Origin of the sequence: Streptomyces rishiriensis (genome assembly GCF_003112535.1) — a bacterium.
Classification (GTDB): Bacteria; Actinomycetota; Actinomycetes; order Streptomycetales; family Streptomycetaceae; genus Streptomyces; species Streptomyces rishiriensis.
This window is the reverse complement of the sequence record NZ_BEWA01000012.1, coordinates 424194-446699: the sequence shown is the minus strand read 5'-3', so window position 1 is coordinate 446699 and position 22506 is coordinate 424194. Positions and strand designations below refer to the sequence as shown.

19 protein-coding genes are annotated in these 22506 nt (G+C 71.6%); 6 read left to right on the top strand and 13 right to left on the bottom strand.

Going from position 1 to position 22506, the window contains the following annotated elements; all coding sequences use genetic code 11:
- The first annotated feature begins 50 nt into the window (after positions 1-50).
- Both Sri02f_RS21325 and Sri02f_RS21320 read left to right on the top strand, forming a co-directional pair.
- On the top strand, positions 51-1052 hold the full coding sequence (locus Sri02f_RS21325) for an ATP-binding cassette domain-containing protein (RefSeq protein WP_109002912.1): 1002 nt from the start codon (positions 51-53) through the stop codon (positions 1050-1052).
- Complete coding sequence (locus Sri02f_RS21320; RefSeq protein WP_109002911.1) at positions 1049-1912, top strand: ABC transporter permease; 864 nt, start codon at positions 1049-1051, stop codon at positions 1910-1912. The genes Sri02f_RS21325 and Sri02f_RS21320 overlap by 4 nt, the downstream gene beginning before the upstream one ends.
- Positions 1913-2018: 106 nt before the next feature.
- Here Sri02f_RS21320 and greA read toward each other — a convergent pair whose 3' ends face one another.
- Positions 2019-2519: a transcription elongation factor GreA gene (gene greA, locus Sri02f_RS21315; protein WP_109002910.1), complete on the bottom strand. Its 501-nt coding sequence runs from the start codon at positions 2517-2519 to the stop codon at positions 2019-2021.
- Positions 2520-2710: 191 nt separating this feature from the next.
- The gene (locus Sri02f_RS21310; protein ID WP_069770918.1) at positions 2711-3112 is read right to left on the bottom strand and encodes a DUF4307 domain-containing protein; all 402 of its coding nucleotides are present in this window, start codon (positions 3110-3112) and stop codon (positions 2711-2713) included.
- A gap of 125 nt (positions 3113-3237) precedes the next feature.
- Between Sri02f_RS21310 and mca the strand changes: the two genes are divergently transcribed.
- Positions 3238-4098 carry a mycothiol conjugate amidase Mca gene (mca, locus tag Sri02f_RS21305; protein WP_167467598.1) on the top strand — a complete coding sequence of 287 codons (861 nt, stop codon included), beginning with the start codon at positions 3238-3240 and terminating at the stop codon, positions 4096-4098.
- On the top strand, positions 4091-4390 hold the full coding sequence (locus Sri02f_RS21300; RefSeq protein WP_109002908.1) for a hypothetical protein: 300 nt from the start codon (positions 4091-4093) through the stop codon (positions 4388-4390). Before mca ends, Sri02f_RS21300 begins: the two co-directional genes overlap by 8 nt.
- Before the next feature lie 311 nt (positions 4391-4701).
- On the opposite strand, the gene Sri02f_RS21295 is transcribed toward Sri02f_RS21300, so the two are convergent.
- Positions 4702-7938, bottom strand: coding sequence for a tetratricopeptide repeat protein (locus tag Sri02f_RS21295; protein ID WP_109003195.1), 3237 nt, complete (start codon positions 7936-7938; stop codon positions 4702-4704).
- 371 nt (positions 7939-8309) lie between these two features.
- The gene (locus tag Sri02f_RS21290) at positions 8310-8876 is read right to left on the bottom strand and encodes a Uma2 family endonuclease (protein ID WP_109002907.1); all 567 of its coding nucleotides are present in this window, start codon (positions 8874-8876) and stop codon (positions 8310-8312) included.
- A 185-nt stretch (positions 8877-9061) separates the two neighbouring features.
- Between Sri02f_RS21290 and Sri02f_RS21285 the strand changes: the two genes are divergently transcribed.
- The gene (locus tag Sri02f_RS21285; protein ID WP_109002906.1) at positions 9062-11092 is read left to right on the top strand and encodes a thioredoxin domain-containing protein; all 2031 of its coding nucleotides are present in this window, start codon (positions 9062-9064) and stop codon (positions 11090-11092) included.
- Here Sri02f_RS21285 and Sri02f_RS21280 read toward each other — a convergent pair.
- The 4 genes from Sri02f_RS21280 to trhA form a co-directional block, all read right to left on the bottom strand.
- The gene (locus tag Sri02f_RS21280; protein ID WP_109002905.1) at positions 11082-11834 is read right to left on the bottom strand and encodes a Mut7-C RNAse domain-containing protein; all 753 of its coding nucleotides are present in this window, start codon (positions 11832-11834) and stop codon (positions 11082-11084) included. The genes Sri02f_RS21285 and Sri02f_RS21280 overlap by 11 nt on opposite strands.
- Before the next feature lie 33 nt (positions 11835-11867).
- Entirely contained in the window at positions 11868-12497 is a 630-nt protein-coding gene (locus Sri02f_RS21275; protein WP_445009690.1) for a TetR/AcrR family transcriptional regulator, read from the bottom strand.
- A gap of 5 nt (positions 12498-12502) precedes the next feature.
- Positions 12503-14089: an MFS transporter gene (locus tag Sri02f_RS21270; RefSeq protein WP_109002903.1), complete on the bottom strand. Its 1587-nt coding sequence runs from the start codon at positions 14087-14089 to the stop codon at positions 12503-12505.
- Between the two features lie 116 nt (positions 14090-14205).
- Entirely contained in the window at positions 14206-14919 is a 714-nt protein-coding gene (gene trhA / locus Sri02f_RS21265; RefSeq protein ID WP_109002902.1) for a PAQR family membrane homeostasis protein TrhA, read from the bottom strand.
- A gap of 317 nt (positions 14920-15236) precedes the next feature.
- On the opposite strand from trhA, the gene Sri02f_RS21260 reads away from it, so the two are divergent.
- Positions 15237-17060 (top strand): phosphoenolpyruvate carboxykinase (GTP), encoded by a 1824-nt coding sequence (locus Sri02f_RS21260; protein ID WP_109002901.1) that lies wholly within the window; start codon positions 15237-15239, stop codon positions 17058-17060.
- Between the two features lie 204 nt (positions 17061-17264).
- On the opposite strand, the gene Sri02f_RS21255 is transcribed toward Sri02f_RS21260, so the two are convergent.
- The 5 genes from Sri02f_RS21255 to Sri02f_RS21235 form a co-directional block, all read right to left on the bottom strand.
- Entirely contained in the window at positions 17265-17867 is a 603-nt protein-coding gene (locus Sri02f_RS21255; RefSeq protein ID WP_109002900.1) for a hypothetical protein, read from the bottom strand.
- Positions 17854-19407 carry a vWA domain-containing protein gene (locus Sri02f_RS21250; protein WP_109002899.1) on the bottom strand — a complete coding sequence of 518 codons (1554 nt, stop codon included), beginning with the start codon at positions 19405-19407 and terminating at the stop codon, positions 17854-17856. Before Sri02f_RS21250 ends, Sri02f_RS21255 begins: the two co-directional genes overlap by 14 nt.
- The gene (locus Sri02f_RS21245) at positions 19404-20585 is read right to left on the bottom strand and encodes a toxic anion resistance protein (protein ID WP_109002898.1); all 1182 of its coding nucleotides are present in this window, start codon (positions 20583-20585) and stop codon (positions 19404-19406) included. The genes Sri02f_RS21250 and Sri02f_RS21245 overlap by 4 nt, the downstream gene beginning before the upstream one ends.
- Before the next feature lie 14 nt (positions 20586-20599).
- On the bottom strand, positions 20600-21664 hold the full coding sequence (locus Sri02f_RS21240) for an SAM-dependent methyltransferase (protein WP_109002897.1): 1065 nt from the start codon (positions 21662-21664) through the stop codon (positions 20600-20602).
- A gap of 338 nt (positions 21665-22002) precedes the next feature.
- Positions 22003-22443, bottom strand: coding sequence for an SCO4983 family protein (locus tag Sri02f_RS21235; RefSeq protein ID WP_109002896.1), 441 nt, complete (start codon positions 22441-22443; stop codon positions 22003-22005).
- Between the last annotated feature and the right edge of the window lie 63 nt (positions 22444-22506).

Sequence of the window (22506 nt, the reverse complement as noted above, 5' to 3'; positions counted from 1 at the left end):
AAGTGCAAACCTAGGATTTCCGAAGAATCCCCGACGAGGTGGAGACTCATATGCCAGGCGCCATCTACGCCGAAGGCCTGGTGAAGACCTTCGGTGACGTAAAGGCTCTGGACGGCGTCGACCTGGACGTGCCGCAGGGCACGGTCCTGGGTCTGCTCGGGCCGAACGGCGCGGGCAAGACCACCGCGGTCCGCTGTCTGACGACCCTGCTGCGCCCCGACCGGGGCCGGGCCGTGGTCGCCGGCTTCGACGTGCTCAGGCATCCCAACGAGGTGCGCCGCTCGATCGGGCTCTCCGGCCAGTTCGCCGCGGTCGACGAATACCTCACCGGCCGCGAGAACCTCCAGATGGTCGGCCGGCTCTACCAGATGAGAGCCGGCGCGGCGAAGGCCCGGGCCGTCGAGCTGCTCGACCAGTTCGACCTGGCGGACGCCGCCGACCGCACCGCCAAGACCTACTCCGGAGGCATGCGCCGCCGCCTCGACCTGGCCGCGGCGCTGGTGGTCTCACCGCCCGTGATGTTCATGGACGAGCCGACGACCGGCCTCGACCCGCGCAACCGCCAACTGCTGTGGGAGGTGATCAAGCGTCTGGTCTCCGGCGGCACGACACTCCTGCTGACCACGCAGTACCTCGAAGAGGCCGACCATCTGGCGCACGACATCGCGGTCGTCGACCACGGCCGGGTCATCGCCCGCGGCACCTCCGACGAGCTCAAGGCCCGCACCGGCGGCGAGCGGGTGGAGGTCGTGGTCCACGAGCGCGACCACATCGCCGTGGCCCGGGAGGTGCTGTCCGGCTTCGGCAAGGGCGAGACCACCGTCGAGCAGCACACCCGCAGGCTGACCGTCCCGGTGACCGGCGGCGCCAAGCTGCTCGCCGAGGTCATCCGCGAGCTCGACGCCCGCGGCATCGAGATCGACGACATAGGCCTGCGCCGCCCCACCCTCGACGACGTCTTCCTCTCCCTGACGGGACACGTTGCGGAGGCGGAGGCTCAGGCGGGGGAGAGCGAAGACAAGGGACAGAGCGAGAAGGAGACCGTCGGATGAGTGCCGTCACCGACGCCGCAGGCGGCGCGGCGCCCCAGCCCGCCCACCCGATCGGGCAGCCGATCCGGGACTCCATGGTCGTTGCGAAACGCAACTTGATCCGTATGGCCCGGATTCCGGAAGTGGTCATTTTCGGGCTCATTCAGCCCATCATGTTCGTCGTGCTCTTCACCTACGTGTTCGGCGGTTCCATGCAGATCGGCGGCAGCACCAGCGCCACCGACTACAAGAACTTCCTCATGGCGGGCATCTTCGCGCAGACCGTCACCTTCGCCACGGCGGGCTCGAGCGCGGGCATCGCCGACGACATGCACAAGGGCCTCATCGACCGCTTCCGCTCCCTGCCCATGGCGCGCGGCGCGGTGCTCACCGGCCGCACCCTCGCCGACCTCGTCCAGACGGCGCTCACCCTGCTGGTCCTCGCGATCGTCGCGCTCCTGGTCGGCTGGCGGGTCGGCTCGGACGGCGGGACCGACGCCGGCCGGGTGCTGGGAGCCTTCGGGCTGCTGCTCCTGCTCGGCTACGCGTTCACCTGGATCGGCGCCCTGATCGGCCTGAGCGTCCGCACGCCCGAGGCGGCCACCTCCGGCGGGCTGATCTGGCTCTTCCCGGTGACCTTCATCTCCAACGCGTTCGTGGACACCAGCAACATGACGCCCTGGCTGCGGCACGTCGCCGAGTGGAACCCCTTCAGCGCCACCGTCCAGGCCTGCAGAGTGCTGTTCGCCAACCCGGGTCAGTCGCAGTCCGACGCCTGGCCGATGCAGCACCCGGTCTGGGCCTCGCTGATCTACTCGGTGCTGATCATCGTGCTCTTCCGGACGCTGGCGGTACGCAAGTACCGCTCCGCGACGGCGTGAGAAGGCGCCCCGCACGACGAAACCCCCGGCGGCACGAGGCGCCGGGGGCTCGTCGGGAAGGCCCGGAGCGGGAAAGGTCCAGGCAGGTCCGGGCAGGAGTGCCGGCTCAGCCGTCGTAGGGCACGGCCTTGAGGATGCGCACGGAGGCCTTCTTGCCGTTCGGCAGCTCGTACTCCGCGTCCTCGCCGACCTTGTGACCGATCACGCCGGTGCCCAGCGGGGACTGCGGCGAGTAGGTCTCGATGTCGGAGCTCGCGTACTCGCGCGAGGCGAGCAGGAAGGTCGTGGTGTCGTCCTCGTCGCCGTCGAAGGCGATCGTCACGACCATGCCGGGCGCCACCGCACCGTCCGCGGAGGCCGGAGCCTCGCCGACCTTGGCGTTCTCGAGAAGCTGGGTCAGCTGGCGCACACGGAGCTCCTGCTTGCCCTGCTCCTCCTTGGCCGCGTGGTACCCGCCGTTCTCACGCAGGTCCCCCTCCTCGCGCGCGGCGGCGATCTTCTGGGCGATCTCCGTGCGCGCAGGACCAGTAAGGTACTCAAGCTCGACCTTGAGCTTGTTGTACGCCTCCTGGGTCAGCCAGGTGACGGACTCGCTGGTCTGGGTCACAGGTGCTCCTCGTCGGTACTGGGAATACAAAGCATCGCCCTGCCCAGAAGCATGTTCCTCAGGTGATGGGCGAAACCACGAGCCTAACAATTCAGCGGCCGTAGGGGGAGGACATAAGCCACCAGAATTACGTCGGCGCTGGTCAGCGTGGACGTATTGAGGGCGACACCGGTCGCGGGAACGGCCCGGAGTCAGTCCGCGTGGCAGCCGAGCAGCTCCGCCGTCGTGCCCTTCGCCGTCGTGCGCAGCGTGACCACCTTGTCGATGCGCGAGTCCGCACCGGAGAAGCGGAAGTCCGCCCGGCCCACCTCGGCGCCCTCCGCGGACTGCGAGCGCACCGTGCAGTAACCGCTCGTGCCGGAGTCCTTGCGGACCTCGAGGTGAACCTCCACGGCGTCGTCCGAGGTCGCCTTGAACGCGATCACCTCGGCGCTGATCTTGTTCTGGCCGACGTAGTGATAGGCGAAGTAACCCATCAGTGCCAGGAGCAGCGCGCCCAGGACGGCACCGGCGATCTTGAGCTTGTGGTCGGCGCGCTCGTCCGAGGAACGGCCGTAGCGGCCCTCGGGCAGTCGCGTGCTCGCCGTGCTCATGATCGTCCTCTCGGCGCGGAATTTTTCGTCCCCCGGTTCGGTCACTATAGAAGCCTGCGATCGCGCCGGGTCACTCCGGGCGCCGACTTACCGAGGATTGAGTCTTGACTGACCAGCTGCGACTGATGGCCGTCCACGCCCACCCCGACGACGAGTCGAGCAAGGGCGCGGCGACCATGGCGAAGTACGTGTCCGAGGGGGTGGACGTGCTGGTCGTGACCTGCACGGGCGGGGAGCGCGGCTCCATCCTCAATCCCAAGCTGCAGGGCGACAAGTACATCGAGGAGCACATCCACGAGGTACGCAAGAAGGAGATGGACGAGGCCAGGGAGATCCTCGGCGTCAAGCAGGAATGGCTCGGCTTCGTCGACTCCGGGCTGCCCGAGGGCGACCCGCTGCCGCCGCTGCCCGAGGGCTGCTTCGCCCTGGAGGACGTCGACCGGGCGGCCGGCGAACTGGTGAAGCAGATCCGCTCCTTCCGTCCCCAGGTGATCACCACCTACGACGAGAACGGCGGCTACCCTCACCCCGACCACATCATGACCCACAAGATCTCGATGGTGGCCTTCGAGGGCGCGGACGACACCGAGAAGTACCCCGAGGGCGAGTTCGGGCCCGCGTACCGGCCGCTGAAGCTGTACTACAACCAGGGCTTCAACCGTCCCCGCACCGAGGCGCTGCACCACGCGCTGATCGAGCGCGGCATGGAGTCGCCCTACGGCGAGTGGCTCAAGCGCTGGGCGGAGTTCGGTCAGCGCGAGCGCACGCTCACCACGCACATCCCGTGCGCCGACTTCTTCGAGATCCGCGACAAGGCGTTGATCGCCCACGCCACGCAGATCGACCCGGACGGCGGCTGGTTCCGCGTTCCGATGGACGTCCAGCGGGAGGTCTGGCCGACCGAGGAGTACGAGCTCGCGAAGTCCCGCGTCGATACCTCCCTCCCCGAGGACGACCTCTTTGCGGGCATCCGCGACAATGCCTGACATGAGCGCAAGCGTGAGCCTGGCAATGACGCATCTCGTCCCCCTCGCCAAGGAGGTCGACGAGAACAAGGTCACCCCCGGCGTCCTCGGCTTCATCGTCTTCGCGGCGATGGCGGTGGCGGTGTGGGGCCTGATGAGGTCCATGAGCAAGCACATGGGCAAGGTCGACTTCAAGGAGCCTGCGGACCCGGCGGCCCCGGAGAACGGCACGGCGGCGAACACCACCGCGACCGCGGCGCCGGGCCCGAAGGCCGGCGGCAGGACGACGGGCAAGCCCTCGTCGGCAAGCTGAGGCCCGAAGGCGACAGCGCCGGCCGCGGCGCGGGCGGCGGACTGACGAGGAGCTGACGAAAAGCGGACGAGGAGCGCGTGACCAGGTGTGCGGGCCGCTCGCCGCGCCCCTGCTCACGTCCGGGCCGCCCGGCCGCCCGGGATTTCCGGGCTGCGGGCCGCCGCCCGCCGCTCGCCGCCCGCTCCCAGGCCGGTCTCACTCCGGGACCGGCCCTCGCCCCGAGCCCGTCCGTCCCTCGGTCCACGCTCACCTGAGGTCCGTCCGCCCCCGGTCCGCGCTCACCTCGGGTCCGTCCGTCCCCCGGTCCGCGCTCACCTCGGGTCCGTCTCAGGTGTGGCCGTGGGGTCCGGGGCGGCGTTGACCTCCACGCCCATCACCTCGCGGGCGGGTCTGCCCGGGACCAGGCCGAGGCGCCAGGCCTGCCAGCCCGATTCCAGGCGCACGCCTCGTTCCAGCAGCAGGCCGTAGGCCTCCAGGCACTCGGTCAGCCCGGAGTCGCGCAGCGGGTGGTCCGCCCGGACCAGCTCGGCCAGCTCCTCCTGGGCCACCGCAGTGCCGACCTCGACGCCGCCCGGCGCCGCGTACGGCAGCAGGGTGCAGCGCAGGAAGCGCGCCCAGTCCTCGCCGCGCCGGTCGCCGTAGGACGCGAACAGCCCCGCCGCCTCCTCGCACAGGGCCAGCGCGGCCTGCGGGCGCGTGTTGCCCGCGTCGACGATCGCGAGCTCCAGGCAGGTCCAGGCCTCGCCGTGGGCGACGCCGATGCGCTGGAAGTCGGCGCGCGCGTCGACCAGGAGCTGACGGGCGAACCCGGAGTTGCGCAGCGAGCCGGTCTGCGCCGCGCGCTGGTCGCGGGTGACCCGGGCCGAGTGATGGCGGGCGCAGGCCAGACCGTAGACGTCCCGCATCCGGGAGAACAGGGAGCGGGAGCGTTCCAGCTCGCGGACGGCGCGGTCGAGGTCGCCCGTCTCCTCCAGGGCCAGGCCCAGGTAGTACACCGTCCAGGCCTCGCCGCGCGCGTCCTCGTTGTCCCGGTGCCGGGCCGCCGCCCGGCGCAGGTCCTCCACCGCCGGACCGGGCTCCCCGGCGATCAGCCGGGCCCGGGCCAGCTGGGTGAGGGCCCAGGCCTCGCCCCGTGCGTCACGGGTGCGGCCGTACAGGTCGAGGGCCCGTCGCAGGTCGCTCTGCGCCCGCGCCACGTCGCCGCGGCGCAGGTGCAGCTGTCCCAGCTGGAAGTGGGCCCAGGCCTCGCCGTGCACGGAGCCGCCCTCACGGTGCAGGACCAGCGAGCGCGTGAGGAGATCCAGCGCCTCGGCCAGACGCGCCCGGTCGCGCTCCACCGCCGCCAGCGCGTGCATCGTCCAGGCACGGTCCGTGGCCAGCTCGGGTCCGGCCTGCAGGTCCATCGCCTCCCGCAGCTTCGCCGCCGCCTGCGTGAGCTGCCCCTGGTGGTGCAGGGTGATGCCCAGCGAGCACAGGGCGCGCGCCGCGCCCGCGTCGTGGTGGGCCTGGAGGTAGAGGTCGACGACCGAGCTGAGCGTCGTGCGGGCCTTGTCCAGCTCGCCCAGCTGACGCGCCGCGATGCCGGTGCGCCACTGCACGGACCGCACCAGCAGGTCCTGGCCGACCGACTGGGCCAGTTCGCTGATCTCGCCGAGCCGGTAGAGGTCGCCGCGCAGCAGGCAGTAGTCGCACAGCGCGCCCAGCAGACTCATCACGGCGTTCTGGTCGACGCCCTCGGCGTGCCGCAGCGTCGCCGTGATGAAGCTCGACTCGTCGTCCAGCCAGCGCAGCGCCTCGTCCAGGGAGGTGAAGCCGTGCGGGGTGAACCGGTCCGAGCGGGTCGACACGTTCCCGTCGACCAGGCGCAGCACCGAGTCGGCGAGTTCGGCGTAGCTGACGATCAGACGCTCCTGGGCCGCCGCGCGCTCGCTCTGCGGCTCCTCGTCCTCAAGACGGGCCTGGGCGAAGACGCGGACCAGGTCGTGCAGGCGGTAGCGGTCGCGGCGGACGTGGTCGACGAGTCCGGCGTCGGCGAGGGCCGTGAGGTGGCGGGCCGCCTCCGCGCGGTCGGTGGCGAGCAGCGCGGCGGCGGCCGCCGCGCCGAGGGAGGCCCGCCCGGCCAGCGCCAGCCGGCGCAGGAGCCTGCGGGTCGCGTCCGGCTGGTCGGTGTAGCGCAGCCACAGCGCGCGCTCGACCGGCTGCACCGGACCGTAGGCGCCGAGGTCCGCCGCCAGCGCGCGCGGCGACCGCGGGCCCAGCGAGGAGCCCGCGACGCGCAGCGCCAGCGGCAGACCGCCGCACAACCGGGTGATCCGGTCGGCGGACTCGGCGTCGTAGGGACCGGAGACGTCCTGGGCCGCCGCGCCCAGCAGCTCCTCCGCGCCCGCCGCCTCCAGGGGCCGCACCGCGAGCTCGTGCACCCAGGGCGACAGTTCGGCGGGCAGCGCGAGCGGGGAGCGGGCGGTGACCAGGACGAGGCTCTCGGAGCGTTCCGGGACGAGCGCGCGGACCTGCTCGGGGTCCGAGGCGTCGTCCAGGATCACGGTGACCGGGAGTCCGGTCAGGTGCTGGTGGTAGAGCTCGCCGAGCCGCTTGACCTGCTGCTCCGCCGAGGAGCGCTCACGGAAGAGGAGCTGCTCGCGGGGCGCGCCGAGACGGTTCAGCAGATGCAGCAGGGCGTCCCGGGTGGGCAGCGGCGTCTCCTGCGCGCTGTCGCCGCGCAGGTCCACCACGCACGCGCCGCGGAACTGGTCGCGCAGATCGTGTGCGGCCCGCACCGCGAGCGTGGTGCGGCCGCTGCCGGGGTCGCCGTGCAGCACGACCACGGTGGGCCGGGTCTCGGTACTGGCGCGCGACGCCTGCACCCACTGCCGGATCTGCGCCAGCTCCCTCCGGCGTCCGGCGAACGGGCCGGCGAGCTCGGGCAGTTGGGCGAACGACTGCTCCAGCACGGTGCGTCCGCGGGCGGCCGCGCTCTTGTCCGTGCCGCGCAGCCGCGGTCCGGGGACCTTCTTCGAGCCGGTCGTCGCCCTCAGCACCCGCTGCTGGTCCAGGAAGGGCCGGATGCCGCGCACCTCCAGCGCCGTGAGCCACTGCAGCCGCAACTGTTCGGCGCCGCCGGGCTGTCCCGCCTCACCGGCCCGGTGGTGCGCGGCCGGCAGATGCGACCCGGCCACCTTGACGACGGTCGCGGCGGCGCCGACGACCCCGACGGTCACCCCGGCTCCCAGAGCCGTGCCCGCTCCCGTGCCCAGCGCGAGGTCCGCGACCGCGGCCGTCACGGCGGCGACGCCCGCCACCAGCAGGGGAGTTCGGCCGCCCTCGCGTGCGTAGCGCTGCCCGAAACTGACGCGCCGGGCCTGCGTCTCGTCCAGGGCGCGCGCGTACGCCTCGTACTCCTCGGCGGCGGTCCGCGCCATGTCGTCCAGCGCGCCGCGCGCCCGCGTCATCAGCGCCTGCCGGTCGGCGCGTCCGCCGGAGCGACGCACCTCCTCCTCCACGGCCCGCGCCAACAGCCGCTCGGCGTCCGCCCTATGACCGTCCCGCATGTACCGTCCCCCTCCGGCGGTCACCGCTTTCCTTGGTCAAGTGTGCTGCGGTCGGCCGCGCGGCGCGAGGGGGCGAAGGCCCCCGCTCGCGGGACGACCCCACCACCGAACCACCGGGCCGCGCACCGAACCACCGGGCCGCGGCCGCCGAGGAAGCGCGGCGGCGGAACGTGCCCGTTGTGCCGTCGGTCGGTTGTTCCGCCTGCCACTGGCGCCAGTGAACCTGCGCGTTCAGGTAGCTTTGGCGGCGCGGTCACGAGAGACGGTATGGACACGTTCCGTAAGGGCTGTTGTCTGCTTCGCTACGTAAAGACCGATGGCTCAGGGGCTTTCGGCGAAGGCCCCCCGGTAGCGCCGGGCCCAGTCGCTCCCTACGTGATCCCAAGATCGACCGTGATAGGGAAAGGCGCGGCGGCCTTCACTGTGCCGGTGAACAACTCGCCGTTCCTGTAAGCCTTGGTGGCGGGATCGAGAACGTAGGTGTAGACGATCGGGACCCCGGTGGCGGCCTGCTCGACCCGCCAGTAGAAGGGGACGCCGGCCTTGGCGTACTGGTCCACCTTCACGATCCGGTCCGTGGTCTCCGAACCGGGCGACACGACCTCGACGACCAGGAGTACGTGCTCGGGCCGGGTGGGCGTGAGGTCGATGGTCTCCGCCCGGTAGACGATGACGTCAGGGCGGCGGTTCGTGAGCGGAACGTCCTGCAGACGGACGTCGAAGTCCGTGTCGGCGTTCCAGTCCGGGCCCGCGGCCGCGTCCAGGGCATTGGCCAGGATCCGCGCCAGCCGGTTGTGCCGCTTGGAGGCGCTCGGACTCACGACGACCATCCCGTCCACGATCTCGATGCCGGCGCACTGCTCCTCGGACCAGGAGTCGTACTGCTCCGCGCTGATCTGCGTATGCATCCACTCGGGCGCCACCATCTCGGCGGTCATGGTGTACCTCCTTCGAGGAGCCTCGACAGGTCCGGCGCTGCCGCGTCCAGCCTACTGTTCCGAGCCGACTCGGAGAGGGAAGGGGCCGTCCACCACGTGATGGCCCACCAGTGCGATTCGGCCGAGCGAAGTGGGCTCGTAAGCGTTTCGTCGGTCGCGCGAGGCGCTGTGAGAGGCTGGGCCGTATGAACCGGTTGGCTGGTATGACCTCGCCTTATCTGCTTCAGCACGCTGACAATCCGGTCGACTGGTGGCCGTGGGGGCCCGAGGCGTTCGAGGAGGCGAAACGGCGCGGTGTACCCGTCCTGCTGTCGGTTGGATACTCTGCGTGTCACTGGTGCCATGTGATGGCGCACGAGTCCTTCGAGGACCAGGAGACCGCCGACCGTCTCAACGAGCACTTCGTCAGCGTGAAGGTCGACCGGGAGGAGCGCCCCGACGTCGACGCCGTCTACATGGAAGCCGTGCAGGCGGCCACCGGGCAGGGCGGCTGGCCCATGACCGTGTTCCTGACGCCCGACGCCGAGCCCTTCTACTTCGGCACGTACTTCCCGCCCGAGCCCCGGCACGGCATGCCCTCCTTCAAGCAGGTGCTGGAAGGTGTCCGGCAGGCATGGACGGACCGGCGGGACGAGGTCGCCGAGGTCGCCGGGAAGATCGTCCGGGATCTGGCGGGGCGGGAGATCTCCTACGGCGACAGCCTGGCCCCCGGTGAGCAGGAGCTGTCGCAGGCGCTGCTCGGGCTGACCCGGGAGTACGACCCGCAGCGCGGCGGGTTCGGCGGGGCGCCGAAGTTCCCGCCGTCCATGGTGATCGAGTTCCTGCTGCGCCACCACGCGCGCACCGGGGCCGAGGGCGCTCTGCAGATGGCCCGGGACACGTGTGAACGGATGGCCCGCGGCGGGATCTACGACCAGCTCGGCGGAGGGTTCGCCCGGTACTCCGTGGACCGTGACTGGATCGTGCCGCACTTCGAGAAGATGCTCTACGACAACGCGCTGCTGTGCCGGGTCTACGCGCACCTGTGGCGTGCGACGGGCTCGGAGCTCGCCCGGCGGGTCGCCCTGGAGACCGCCGACTTCATGGTGCGGGAACTGCGCACCGAGCAGGGCGGGTTCGCCTCCGCGCTCGACGCCGACAGCGACGACGGCACGGGCCGGCACGTCGAGGGCGCGTACTACGCATGGACGCCCGGGCAGTTGAAGGACGTGCTGGGCGAGGAGGACGCAGAGCTCGCCGCCCGCCACTTCGGGGTGACCGAGGAGGGCACCTTCGAGCACGGCTCCTCGGTTCTGCAACTTCCTCAGCAGGACGGCCTGTTCGACGCCGAGAGGATCGAGTCGATCAGGAGCCGGCTGCTCCGGGCCCGGGCCGAACGCCCCGCCCCCGGCCGGGACGACAAGGTCGTCGCCGCCTGGAACGGACTGGCGATCGCCGCGCTGGCCGAGACGGGCGCCTACTTCGACCGGCCGGATCTCGTCGACGCGGCCCTCGCCGCCGCCGACCTCCTGGTGCGGCTGCATCTCGACGACCAGGCCCGCATCGCCCGCACCAGCAAGGACGGGCAGGTCGGGGCCAACGCGGGTGTCCTGGAGGACTACGCCGACGTCGCCGAGGGGTTCCTCGCGCTGGCCTCCGTCACCGGGGAGGGCGTCTGGCTGGAGTTCGCCGGGTTCCTGCTCGACCACGTCCTGACCCGGTTCGTGGACGCCGAGTCCGGCTCCCTGTACGACACGGCCGCGGACGCCGAGCAGCTCATCCGGCGTCCGCAGGACCCGACCGACAACGCCGTGCCCTCCGGGTGGACGGCCGCGGCCGGAGCCTTGCTCGGCTATGCGGCGCACACCGGCTCGGAGCCCCATCGTTCGGCTGCCGAACGGGCGTTGGGCGTGGTGAAGGCGCTCGGGCCGCGCGTCCCCCGGTTCATCGGCTGGGGACTGGCCGCGGCCGAGGCGCTGCTCGACGGCCCGCGCGAGGTCGCGGTCGTCGGCGCGGGTCCGGACGACGGGGCCGCGAAGGAGCTGCACCGTACGGCGCTTCTGGGCACCGCGCCCGGCGCCGTCGTCGCGTTCGGCGCGGCGGGCAGCGACGAGTTCCCGCTGCTCGCCGACCGGCCGCTGGTCGACGGCGAGCCGGCCGCCTATGTGTGCCGCGGCTTCACCTGCGACGCCCCGACCACCGACCCGGTGCGACTGCGCGAGGCGCTCAGCGGCTGACGGGCCCCGGCTCCGGCCGGCTCGCGAACTCCGTCAGGGCGCGTTCCACGATGGCGACCAGCTGCTCGTGGTGCGCGCCCTTCCAGTAGGCGCGGCCGCAGGAGCGGCACTGGGCGAAGACGTCGTAGGACTGCTGGGTGCCTTGGCGCAGCTGGTCGGCGACCTCGTCCTTGGTGGCCTGCCGCAGCAGGCCGTTGCAGGCGGTGCACCTGGTCCAGGGGAGCAGCTCGGGGGCGAACCGGTCCAGGACGTCCCGGAGTTGTTCCTCGGGGGCGGTGCTGTAGACGTAGGCGCCGGCCCACAGTTCGCGGCGGCGCAGCAGACCCCGGTCGCGGCTGAGCATGACCCGTTGTTCGGCTGCCGAGAGGGCGGCGAGGGCCGGGTCGCCGATGTCGGTGGACTCGTAGGCCGCGTCCACGCCGAGCAGGCGCAGCCGGCGGGCGAGGGTGCCGAGGTGGACGTCGAGGAGGAAGCGCAGCGGGGCGCCCGGGACCCGCTGGGGGCGGGCGACCGGGCGCACGCTCACCGACTCGCCGTCGGCCGGGATGTGCGAGACGGGCGTCTCCCGGCCGTCGACGAGCAGGGCGCCGACCTCGGTGAGGGGCACGCCGAGCGACTCGACGACATGGCCGAGGGTGGAGACGCCGTCGACGGCGAGGTCGGTGGCGCCGGCGCGCCGGGCGTGCGGGACGAACAGGGCCAGCTCGGGCGCGACTTCGACGCGGATCCGGTGTGCGTTCACCTGGTCAGGATGGCACGGGGGCGCCGCCGGGGCTCAGCTCTTTTCCCGGCCCAGGCCGTGTTCCATGACGTCCAGGGCGCGGTCGAGGAGAGCGGCCAAGTCGCCCTGGTGACCCTTCTCCGCCCAGTACAGGGAGGTCTCCATCAGGCCTCCGATCAGCGACATCGCGTGGACGCGGACCTCCAGGCAGTCCGGGTCGCGGCCGGTGCGCTCGGCGATCGCGACGCACAGCATCCGGCCGGTGACCGACATGCTCTCCATCATCCGCGAGCGCACGGCCGGGACGTCCACCAGCAGCCGGGTGCGCAGCCTGGCCACCTCGAGGTCGTCCTCGACGCCGACGCGGGCGGCCGCCAGCATCACGTGGCGGATGGAGTCCGTCCACGCCTCGTCCTTCGGGCGGGCCCGCAGTTCCTCCAGGAAGACCGAGTCGTACTCGTCCGTGAGGACGATGTCCTCCTTGGTCGGGAAGTAGCGGAAGACGGTCGACGGCGACACCTCGGCGCGTTCGGCGATCTGGTCGATCGTCGTGGCGTCGTAGCCCTGTTCCTCGACCAGCGCGTAGGTCGCGGCGCGGATGGCCTCGCGGGTCTTGATCTTCTTGCGCTCGCGCAGACCCGGTCGGGGGTGGTCGGCGGGAGGGCTGATGCGTGCGGCCGTCATGGAACTCATTGTCGGGCATCGGCCTTCGCGTCCACCATGCCGGGAGCGGAGTCCTCCGATCCGGCGGCCCGGGCGGGCCGCCCGGGCCGGGCGCCGGGCAGGAAGGCGGCCGCCAGCAGCGCGGAGACCAGGGCGGCGATCCCGCACACCAGCATGACGACGTCCATGCCGTGGACGTAGGCGTCGTTCGCGGAGGCGGCGAGTCCGGCCGCGTGGGCCTTCTCGGCGATCACCTGGGCGGCGACCACCGAGCCTTCGGCGGTGTCGGCGGCGCCGGCGGGCAGCCCGGTGACGTCGAGCCGGTCGCGGAAGGCGCTCGCGAGCAGGCTGCCGAGCAGGGCGATGCCGACGGCGCCGCCGACCTGGCGCAGGGTCATCAGCAGGCCGGAGCCGCTGCCGGCGCGGTCGGCGGGCAGGGCGCCCAGGGCGCCCGACATCGCGGGCACGACCGAGAAGCCGAAGCCGAAGCCGACGACCGACAGCCACAGCGCGGTGAAGCCGTAACCGGAGTCGACGGTGGTGCGGCTGCCCAGCAGCGCGGCGAAGGCCAGCACCACCAGCCCCGCGCTCACCACGCCGCGCGATCCGAACCGGGCCACGACGGGCTGGGCGGCCCGCGCGGCGATCATCAGCCCGCCCATCATCGGCAGCAGCCGCACCCCGGTGCCGAGGGCGTCGTGGCCGAGGACGACCTGGAGGTAGGGCGGCAGCACGAAGAGCAGCCCGGACAGGACGAACATCACCAGGGTCGCGGCGAGCGTGTTGAACAGGAAGCCGCGGTGGGCGAGCAGCGTCATGTCCAGCATGGGCCGTTGCACCCGCCGTTCGCGCAGGACCAGCGTGGTGATCAGGACCGCCGCCGCCGCGATCACGGCCAGTACCAGCGGGTCGCCCCAGCCGCGGGTGGGGGCCTCGATGATCGCGTAGACGAGGGCGCCGAGCCCGGCCGCGGTGAGCGCGGCGGAGACGAGGTCCACCCGCGGGGAGGCGGGGTCGCGGGTCTCGGGCAGCAGGAACACGCAGGCGGCGATGCCGAGCGCGGCCATGGGCAGGTTGATCAGGAAGACCGAGCCCCACCAGAAGTGGTTGAGCAGCCAGCCGCCGATGATCGGTCCGAGCGGCAGGCCGAGTGTGGAGCCCGCGGAGACGATGCCGACGGCCTTGGTCCGCTCCCCGGGCGCGAACAGCGAGGGCAGCACGGACAGTGCGAGGGGGGTGATCAGGGCGGCTCCCACGCCCATCACCGCGCGGGCGGCGATCACGGCGTCGACGTTCCCGGCCAGCGCGCCGACCAGTGAGCCCGCGAAGAAGATCCCGAGGCCGGTGATCAGCATCCGGCGTCGGCCGAACCGGTCGCCGAGGAGGCCGGCCGGAAGCATCAGGGCCGCGAAGACGACGACGTACGCGTCCGCCATCCACTGCTGGCGCCCCGTGCTCGCGCCGAGCTGCTCGGCCATCGTCGGCAGAGCCACGTTCAGGATCGTCGTGTCGAAGCCGAGCGTGAGCATGCTGGCGACGAGGGCGCCGAGGGCCCACCAGCGGCGGGGGTCGGGTTCCACCGCGTCTGAGTTCGCGTTCGTGAGAGTGGCCATGAAATGACAGTAGCTATCAAAAGGATGTCGGTGTCAATATTTCGGGTTTCCCGGCGCACGAAAAACGGCCACGGCTCAAGAGCCGTGGCCGAGAAGGCGGGGAGGGCGCCGCCGCGTCATCCGTGCCGGTACGCCACCAGGGAGATGCCCACGTAGTGCACGACGAACGCGGCGAGCGTCAGGGAGTGGAACACCTCGTGGAAGCCGAACCAGCGCGGGGAGGGGTTGGGGCGCTTGATGCCGTAGATCACGCCGCCCGCGCTGTAGAGGAGTCCGCCGACGATCACCAGGATCATCACCGCGACGCCGCCGGTGCGCATGAAGTCCGGCAGGAAGAAGACGGCGGCCCAGCCCATCGCGATGTAGCAGGGGGTGTAGAGCCAGCGCGGGGCGCCGACCCAGAAGACGCGGAAGGCGATCCCGGCGAGCGCCGCCGCCCAGATGCCCCACAGCAGCCAGCGCCCGGTGGAGCTCGGCAGGAGCAGCAGGGCGAGCGGGGTGTAGGTGCCCGCGATGATCAGGAAGATGTTCGCGTGGTCGAGTCTGCGCAGGACGCGGTCCATGCGCGGGCTCCAGTCGCCCCGGTGGTACAGGGCGCTGACGCCGAACAGCAGGCAGGCGGTGAGGGCGTAGACGCCGCAGGCGATGCGGCCACGGGTGGAGTCGGCGAGGGCGGTGAGCACGAGACCCGCGATGAGGGCGGCCGGAAACATTCCGAGATGCAGCCAGCCGCGGAGCTTGGGCTTGACCGGATGCGGCAGGGAGAGCGGCACGGGACCGCGGCCGGCGGCCGGCGTCTCCGTGGGCGCGTCGGGAACGGGCGCAGTCATGCGCTCAATCGTACCTACGCGCCCGTAGGTCGAGGCTCGTCGCGGTCGGATGACTGCCGGGAGTGGCGGGCGTCTCGGGGGGAGTTCGGTCAATGGACGATCGGCTGAACGTCAAGTGGACGCAAAGTGGCGGCTCTACACGTGGCCATCCTCACTCCGCTCACCTGTGAGGCCCTCTGGACATATGGGCGGTACCATCGGATGATCAAATGAGTGCGGTCGACACCGGATGAGCGCCCAAGGTCAACACCGAGAAGCATCCGGGTCGCAGCCCCCACGGGGCCTCCAACAAAAAATCCCTCTTTTTAGGAGCAATCGTGGCGCGCGACATCGCGGCTCCCCCCGTCATCCCCACCGACCACCAGGAACTCGTCTCCTGGGTGAACGAGATCGCCGAACTGACGCAGCCGGACAACGTGGTCTGGTGTGACGGATCCGAGGCCGAGTACGAGCGCCTGTGCGGGGAGCTCGTCGAGAAGGGCACGTTCAAGAGGCTCGACCCGGTCAAGCGCCCCAACTCCTACTACGCGGCCTCCGATCCCACCGACGTCGCGCGGGTCGAGGACCGCACCTTCATCTGCTCCGAGAAGGAGGAGGACGCGGGCCCGACCAACCACTGGAAGGCCCCCGCCGAGATGCGGGAGATCTTCGCCGGCGAGAAGGGCCTGTTCCGCGGCTCGATGCGCGGCCGCACCATGTACGTCGTGCCCTTCTGCATGGGCCCGCTCGGCTCGGACCTCTCCGCGATCGGCGTCGAGATCACCGACTCCGCCTACGTCGCCGTGTCCATGCGCACCATGACCCGCATGGGACAGCCGGTGCTGGACGAACTGGGCTCCGACGGGTTCTTCGTGCGTGCCGTGCACACGCTCGGAGCGCCGCTGGCCGAGGGCGAGGCCGACGTCCCGTGGCCGTGCAACTCCACCAAGTACATCTCGCACTTCCCCGAGAGCCGCGAGATCTGGTCCTACGGCTCGGGCTACGGCGGCAACGCCCTGCTCGGCAAGAAGTGCTACGCCCTGCGCATCGCGTCCGTCATGGCCCGTGACGAGGGCTGGCTCGCCGAGCACATGCTCATCCTCAAGCTCACCCCGCCCACCGGCGAGTCCAAGTACGTGGCCGCGGCCTTCCCGAGCGCCTGCGGCAAGACCAACCTGGCCATGCTGGAGCCGACGATCTCCGGCTGGACCGTCGAGACCATCGGCGACGACATCGCCTGGATGCGCTTCGGTGAGGACGGCCGGCTGTACGCCATCAACCCCGAGGCCGGCTTCTTCGGCGTCGCGCCCGGCACCGGCGAGCACACCAACGCCAACGCGATGAAGACGCTGTGGGGCAACTCGGTCTTCACCAACGTCGCTCTCACCGACGACAACGACGTCTGGTGGGAGGGCATGACGGAGGAGACCCCCGCCCACCTCACGGACTGGAAGGGCAACGACTGGACCCCCGAGTCCGGCGTCCCGGCCGCGCATCCCAACGCCCGCTTCACCACCCCGGCCGCGCAGTGCCCGATCATCGCGCCCGAGTGGGAGAGCCCCCGGGGCGTGCCGATCTCCGCGATCCTCTTCGGCGGCCGTCGCGCGAGCGCGGTCCCGCTGGTGACGGAGTCCTTCGACTGGAACCACGGCGTCTTCCTCGGCGCCAACGTGGCCAGCGAGAAGACCGCCGCCGCCGAGGGCAAGGTCGGCGAGCTGCGCCGCGACCCCTTCGCCATGCTGCCGTTCTGCGGCTACAACATGGGCGACTACATGGGTCACTGGGTCGACGTCGCCAAGGGCAGGGACCAGGCGAAGCTGCCCAAGATCTACTACGTCAACTGGTTCCGCAAGAACGACGAGGGCAAGTTCGTCTGGCCCGGCTTCGGTGAGAACAGCCGCGTCCTGAAGTGGATCGTGGAGCGCCTGGACGGCCGCGCCGAGGGCGTCGAGACCCCGATCGGCGTCCTGCCGACGAAGGAGGCCCTCGACACCAAGGGCCTCGACCTCGCCGACGAGGACCTCGACTACCTCCTCACCGTCGACAAGGAGATCTGGCGCGAGGAGGCCGCCCTGGTCCCCGAGCACCTCGACACCTTCGGCGACCACACCCCGAAGGAACTGTGGGACGAGTACCGCGCGCTGGTGGAGCGCCTGGGCTGACGCCCGCACCGAAAGACTCCGCGGCCGGCATCGGGGGTACCTCCCACGCCTTTGGGGCAGTGGGGGAGAGCCCTGACCAGTGATCGTCACGGCCGGCCGCGGTGCTGACCGGCGAGCCGCGTACAACGGCGTACGCGGCCATGGGCCTGTCGTCGTCCCCCCGTCCGCCCCGACGGGAGGACGACGACAGGCCCTCGCCCGTCCCTACCGGTTCCTGTCCTCCAGATAGCGGGTGTGCGTCTCCTGCCGCCGCGCCTCGATCTCCCGCAGCCCGGCCGTCAGCCGCTCGGCCTCCTCCTGCAGGAGCGTCAACTGCCGTTCCAGATGCCGCTCCGGCGGCTCCTGCCCGGGGGTCATCCGCGTCCACCAGCGCGCCCGGACGAAACTGTCGACGGCCTCGGGCAGATCCTGGCGGACGGTCCGGGACAGGGCGTGGACGCCGTCCGGGTCCTGGGCCAGGAGCTCGCCGACCCAGCCGGGTTCCAGCAGCGCCGCCAGCAGAGCGGTGAGCTCGGTGAGACGTCCGGCGGCGGCCGGGGGCAGTTCGACCTCCGCGAGATAGCCGCCGAGCCGCTCGAAGTCCTGGCGCACCTCGTCCAGTTGGGCCGACGGATCGGGGAAGGCGGGCAGCGGCGGCCGCTCCGGCGGGGCGACCAGCGCGCCCACGCCGTACAGACCGACGACGACCGCCGGCCACAGCGGCCCGGCGACCCCCGCGAACGTCAGCGCCAGACCCGCCAGCCCGCAGGCGCTCCCCGCGATGTTCTTACGGGACTCCAGGTACCCGACGAACCTACTGGTAGCCACGGATCTCCTCGAAGGCGCCGTCCAGCGAGCCCGTCCGGGCGTCGAAGAGCCGGCCGCCGGTCAACTCGGCGATGTGCTGGAGCTCCGAGCGGTCGGAGTCGCCGAAGAGGACGGTGAAGACGGGGATGTCCCGCCGCTCGCCGGTGAGCCCCCGGTAGAACGCGTCGAAGTCACCGGCGTCGTCGCCCTCGGTGTTCTCGCCGTCCGTCATCAGCACGATGGAGGTGAAGGCGTCCCGGCCGGCGCCCAGGTGGCCGTAGGCCTTCTCCAGCGAGGTGTAGACCGCGGTCCCGCCCTCGGCCCTGAGCTTCCCGCTGTCCGTGCGGATCGCGGCGAGCCCGGTCTGCGGGTCGGCCGGGCTGACGACATGGGTGGCGACGCTCTTCACGTCCGACCCGAACGGCATCAGCGTCACCTCCTCGCGGTCGCGGAAGTCGCCGGTGAGGTCGGTGAGGGCCTTCTTCAGACGGCTCAGCCGGTCGCCCTGCATCGAGCCGGAGGTGTCGAGGACGTACACGGTCCGCGAGGGCCGGCGCAGCTTGTTCTCGTAGGCGTCGAGCAGCCGGTCGGCGACGGAACGGGTGCCGGGGAAGGGCAGTTCACGGCGGCGCGCCGTGTCCAGGCCGGCCGCCGGCGGCACGGAGGCCACGACCGGGCGGCGGTGCGTCCGAGCGGTGATCAGCCGCTGCACGGCCTCCGTGCGCAGGGCGTCGGCGACCCGCTTGACGTCCGCGCGGGTCGCCGCGTCGGTCGCGGCGAGGGAGGAGAGCGGGTAGTCGGCGGTGACGACGCCGTCCGTCGGGCGGATCACCGTCAGCCCCGGGATGCCCTTCAGCACCGACTCGTAGTTGAGCAGCGCGTCGACGTCGCCGCGCCGGCTGTACGCGCTCGCCAGCCAGCCCGACGAACCCGACGTCAGCTGCTGCCCCTTGAAGAACTCCTTCAGCCTCGGGGTCGCCTTCGCGACGTCGGCGTCCGTCAGCGCCGACTGGGCGCCCGAGAGCGCGGAGGCGACCGAGATCAGCGTCGCGAAACCGGAGTTCGAGCGGGCCGGGTCCGTCATGCCGTAGGTGAGCCTGCCGTCCTGGACCGCCTGCTCGACCTGCGCCCAGGTCACCTGCCCGGCCTTCCAGCCGAGGGCGTCCAGCGCGGCGCTCCGCACGCCGAGGGCCACCGGGCTGGACATGATCGGCGTCTCCGAGACGATCTTCTTCGCCGCGTCGGGACGCAGCCGCAGATAGTCGTCGGAGGACAGCCACACGGCGTCGTACCTCCCGTCCGTGCCGCCCTTCGCCAGCAGGTTCACGGCGTCCAGGGTGCCCGTGTAGGTGGGCCGGACCGTGACGCCGGTGTCCTTGCGGACCTGTTCCAGCACGGGCGCCATGTCGCTCAGCTCGCTGGAGGCGAGGATGCGGAGCGTGCCGGGTTGGGGGGCGGCGGGGTCGTCGGCGGGGTCGTCCTTCGCCGAGCAGGCGGTCAGCAGGAGGGCGAGGGCCGTCAGCGCGAGAAGGCTCCGGCGGCGCCGGGGGGCGTCTTTCATGCGAGTCCGCCTTCCATGGCGCCCCGTGAGCGGCTGCGGTCCAGGTAGGAGCCGGCCTGCTGGAGTTCGGCCGTCAGGTTCTCCACCGTGACCGCCATCGCCTCGGTCGCCTGCACCTTGTAGGTGTCGATGGCGTCGAGGGTGCGGTAGATCTGCTGGAAGGCGGCCCGCAGGGTCTCCGCCCCGACGGCCGGGTCGGCGGCGATGCGCTGGATCTCCCCGCTCTGCGTCGCGAGCATCTCCGCGTTGCCCCGGATGAGATCCTCGGTGGTTCCGCGCAGGGCGTTGACCTGCTCGATCACCTTCTTCTGGTGGTCGAGCGCGGAGGCCAGCATGACCGAGATGCGCAGTGCGGAGACCGTGGTCGTGGCGGCCCGGTCGACGCCCTTGATCAGCTCCTCGTTGTTGCGGCGTACGACGTCCATGGCGAGGTACCCCTGGGCGCACACCGCGAGCTGGGTGAGCAGGTCCTGGTGCTTCTGCCGGACCGGGAAGAGGACGTCGGCCCGCAGACCGTCGGCCCGCTCCGGGTCGCCGGCCTCGGCGCCGGCGATCTGCTGCTCCACGGCCGCGTCCAGGGCGTCGGTCAGCACCACGTACTCCTGGAGCTTGCCCATCGTCTCCCAGAGCCGCTCGCGCTCGGTCTGCAACGCGGCGTTGTCGCGCCGCAGTTCGTCCTGGCCGCCGCGCAGCGAGCCCACGATCCGGTTCAGCGTGCCCTGCGCGGACGCGTACTTGGCGACGTGGTCGCGCAGCTTGTTCCCGCCGGGCAGCCGGGACAGCAATCTGCGCCCCTTGGCAGCCGACAGATCGCGCGGGTCCAGGTCCTCGACCACCCGCCGCAGTTCCACGAGCGAGCCCGCGACCTTCGACTGGGCGTCACCGCCCTTGTCCGGCAGGCTCCTGACGGTCCGCTCCAGCATGCGGTTGGACTGTGCGGCGGCCGTGCGCATCTCACCGGCGCCCAGCGCGGTGATCTCGCCGACCTTGCCCGCGAACTCGGGCGAGCGGGCGTCGAGCGCGGCGAGCCCCTCGACGTACGCGGCGGCCTTGGCGGCCATGCCCGCACGGACGGACTCCTCGACCGGGACGAGTCCGCCCGCCTTCTCGCGCGGCACGGCGGCGACGGCCTCGGGCGGGGTGAGCGTGAACGTGGAGCCGGAGATGTCGTCGGACATGTGGTGTTCTCCCCCTATCCGCGCGCCCGTCGCGCCAGCTCGTGCAGCACCGCGGAGGTGGGCACGGGCGCCTGGCGGACGCCGGTCAGTTGCTGCTTCAGGTAGGTGGTGGCCGAGGCGAACTCGGCGGTGACGCCCTGCGGACGGAACCCGTGCCGGATCTCCAGCCTGCGCAACGCCGGGTCCGTGGACAGGAGCCGGGCGACCGCGCCGCCGTCCTCGGTGAGCGGCACGGCGGTGTGGTCGCTGTCGACGGTGGTGTCCGGGTAGAGCACCACGAGGTCGTCCGGCTGCTGACCGTTCGCCAGGAGCGAGGCGACCTGCGACTCGTAGACAAGGACGAGCGGGTTGCCGGCGCCGCTGACGAAGTCCCGGAAGGCCGCGTCGGTGCTGGACTGCTGGGCGCCCTGGACGCTGACCAGCTTGTGCAGCAGGGGCGCCGTCCGCTCGATCTCGGCGTGGCTCGCGACGACCTTGCCGCCGTTCGCCACGTAGGACGCGGCGGCCAGGTACAGGGCACCCGAGCTGGAGGTCCCGGGGTCGGTGCTGGACAGGTAGAGCGTGCCCGTCAACTCCCCGTACCTCGCCGCGCCTTTGAGCTGCTGCCAGGTCCGGTCGGCGCGGGCCGCGTCGAGATAGGCGGTCATCTTCAGCGTGCCGCGGTGCTCGGCGTCCAGGGTGGCCAGGCCGCCCGCCGCGAGCACGCCGGCGGCGTTCTTGTGCGCCACGACGACCAGCGGCGAGTAGAAGGGGCGGGGGAGGGTCCCCCGCACCCCGTACTTCGCGGCGAGTTCGGTGGCGGGCGCCTGGCTGGAGGGGAAGGCGAGGTCGTAGCCCTTGAGGTCCAGCCCCTCCATGGCCCAGGACCCGGAGGTCTCGGCCCTGACGGCGTAGCCCTTGGCGGCGAGGGCCTTCACCACGTCCGGGTCGGCGAAGAACTCCGCCTTCTCCGACCCGATCACCATCCGCACGGTCTTCGTTGCCGTGCCCTTGTCCCCTTCGCTGCGGCCCGCGACGACGGCGACCACCACACCCGTCATCAACAGCACCGCGAGGACGATTCCTGCGATTCGTCTCACAGGGGGAGCGTGCTCGCGGAACCCCGCGTTCCTGGGTGGAACGGGTGAACGGAGGGTGAAGGGGGTGCCCCGGAACTCAACGGGAGCCGGAGCTTCCCCTTGCGTCCCGAGGGCGGGTCACTCCACGCGGTCGCCGGCCTTCCCGTAGCGCCGGAAGTCGCCGGTCTCCACGGTCCAGGGGCCGAAGGGGACCTTGTCCCCGTAGACGTCGGCGATCGCGCGCCTCTTCGCCTACTCCAGGCCCATCTCCACAGGGTATGGAGGAAAATGGCGCCCGGTCCGCGCGTCGCTGCGGGTGCACGCGGACCGGGGCCGTCGAGGGACCCCTGAGGAGGGGGTCAGCCGGTGGCGCTCAGTTCGCCGGTCTCGACCAGCGCGGCGGCGTGCGCGTCCATGCGCTGGGCCGCCAGGATCGCCGCCGAGGTGTCCGCGCGGGAGGCGGCGACCAGGAGGGCGCGACCGGCCAGGGCGTGCGCCCGCTCGTGCACGGCCGCGAGGCGCGGCTTCGCCGGGTCGGCGGCGAGGGGCGAGCGGACCGGCGTCCGGCCTTGCCGCAGCCGGGTGACCTGCTGCGCGAGCCGTGCGGCCGCGGTGTCCAGGTCGGCGGAGGGCGAGGCCGCTCGCAGCTCGTCGGTGACGGCGAGCAGCGCCGCGAGGTGGCCTGCGAGCTGGATGTCCAGCTCCTCCTCGCGGGAACGGTGGGGGAAGTCCGCGGGCGTGTCGGCCATCGTGGTGTGGACAGACCCACGGGAAGAAGGGGTGCGGATCGGCTCGTACATGAGGATGGCCTCCTGTGCTGTCAGGAAACCATCCTAGCTTAGATCGCGTCTAAAGTAGCGACT

Excerpts from the sequence above, each read along its gene's own strand:
- Sri02f_RS21325 (WP_109002912.1), top strand. The coding sequence starts at position 51 with ATGCCAGGCGCCATCTACGCCGAAGGCCTGGTGAAGACCTTCGGTGAC.
- Sri02f_RS21320 (WP_109002911.1), top strand. The coding sequence starts at position 1,049 with ATGAGTGCCGTCACCGACGCCGCAGGCGGCGCGGCGCCCCAGCCCGCC.
- Sri02f_RS21310 (WP_069770918.1), bottom strand. The coding sequence starts at position 3,112 with ATGAGCACGGCGAGCACGCGACTGCCCGAGGGCCGCTACGGCCGTTCC.
- mca (WP_167467598.1), top strand. The coding sequence starts at position 3,238 with ATGGCCGTCCACGCCCACCCCGACGACGAGTCGAGCAAGGGCGCGGCG.
- Sri02f_RS21300 (WP_109002908.1), top strand. The coding sequence starts at position 4,091 with ATGCCTGACATGAGCGCAAGCGTGAGCCTGGCAATGACGCATCTCGTC.
- Sri02f_RS21295 (WP_109003195.1), bottom strand. The coding sequence starts at position 7,938 with ATGCGGGACGGTCATAGGGCGGACGCCGAGCGGCTGTTGGCGCGGGCC.
- Sri02f_RS21290 (WP_109002907.1), bottom strand. The coding sequence starts at position 8,876 with ATGACCGCCGAGATGGTGGCGCCCGAGTGGATGCATACGCAGATCAGC.
- Sri02f_RS21285 (WP_109002906.1), top strand. The coding sequence starts at position 9,062 with ATGAACCGGTTGGCTGGTATGACCTCGCCTTATCTGCTTCAGCACGCT.
- Sri02f_RS21275 (WP_445009690.1), bottom strand. The coding sequence starts at position 12,497 with ATGACGGCCGCACGCATCAGCCCTCCCGCCGACCACCCCCGACCGGGT.
- Sri02f_RS21270 (WP_109002903.1), bottom strand. The coding sequence starts at position 14,089 with ATGGCCACTCTCACGAACGCGAACTCAGACGCGGTGGAACCCGACCCC.
- trhA (WP_109002902.1), bottom strand. The coding sequence starts at position 14,919 with ATGACTGCGCCCGTTCCCGACGCGCCCACGGAGACGCCGGCCGCCGGC.
- Sri02f_RS21250 (WP_109002899.1), bottom strand. The coding sequence starts at position 19,407 with ATGAAAGACGCCCCCCGGCGCCGCCGGAGCCTTCTCGCGCTGACGGCC.
- Sri02f_RS21245 (WP_109002898.1), bottom strand. The coding sequence starts at position 20,585 with ATGTCCGACGACATCTCCGGCTCCACGTTCACGCTCACCCCGCCCGAG.
- Sri02f_RS21235 (WP_109002896.1), bottom strand. The coding sequence starts at position 22,443 with ATGTACGAGCCGATCCGCACCCCTTCTTCCCGTGGGTCTGTCCACACC.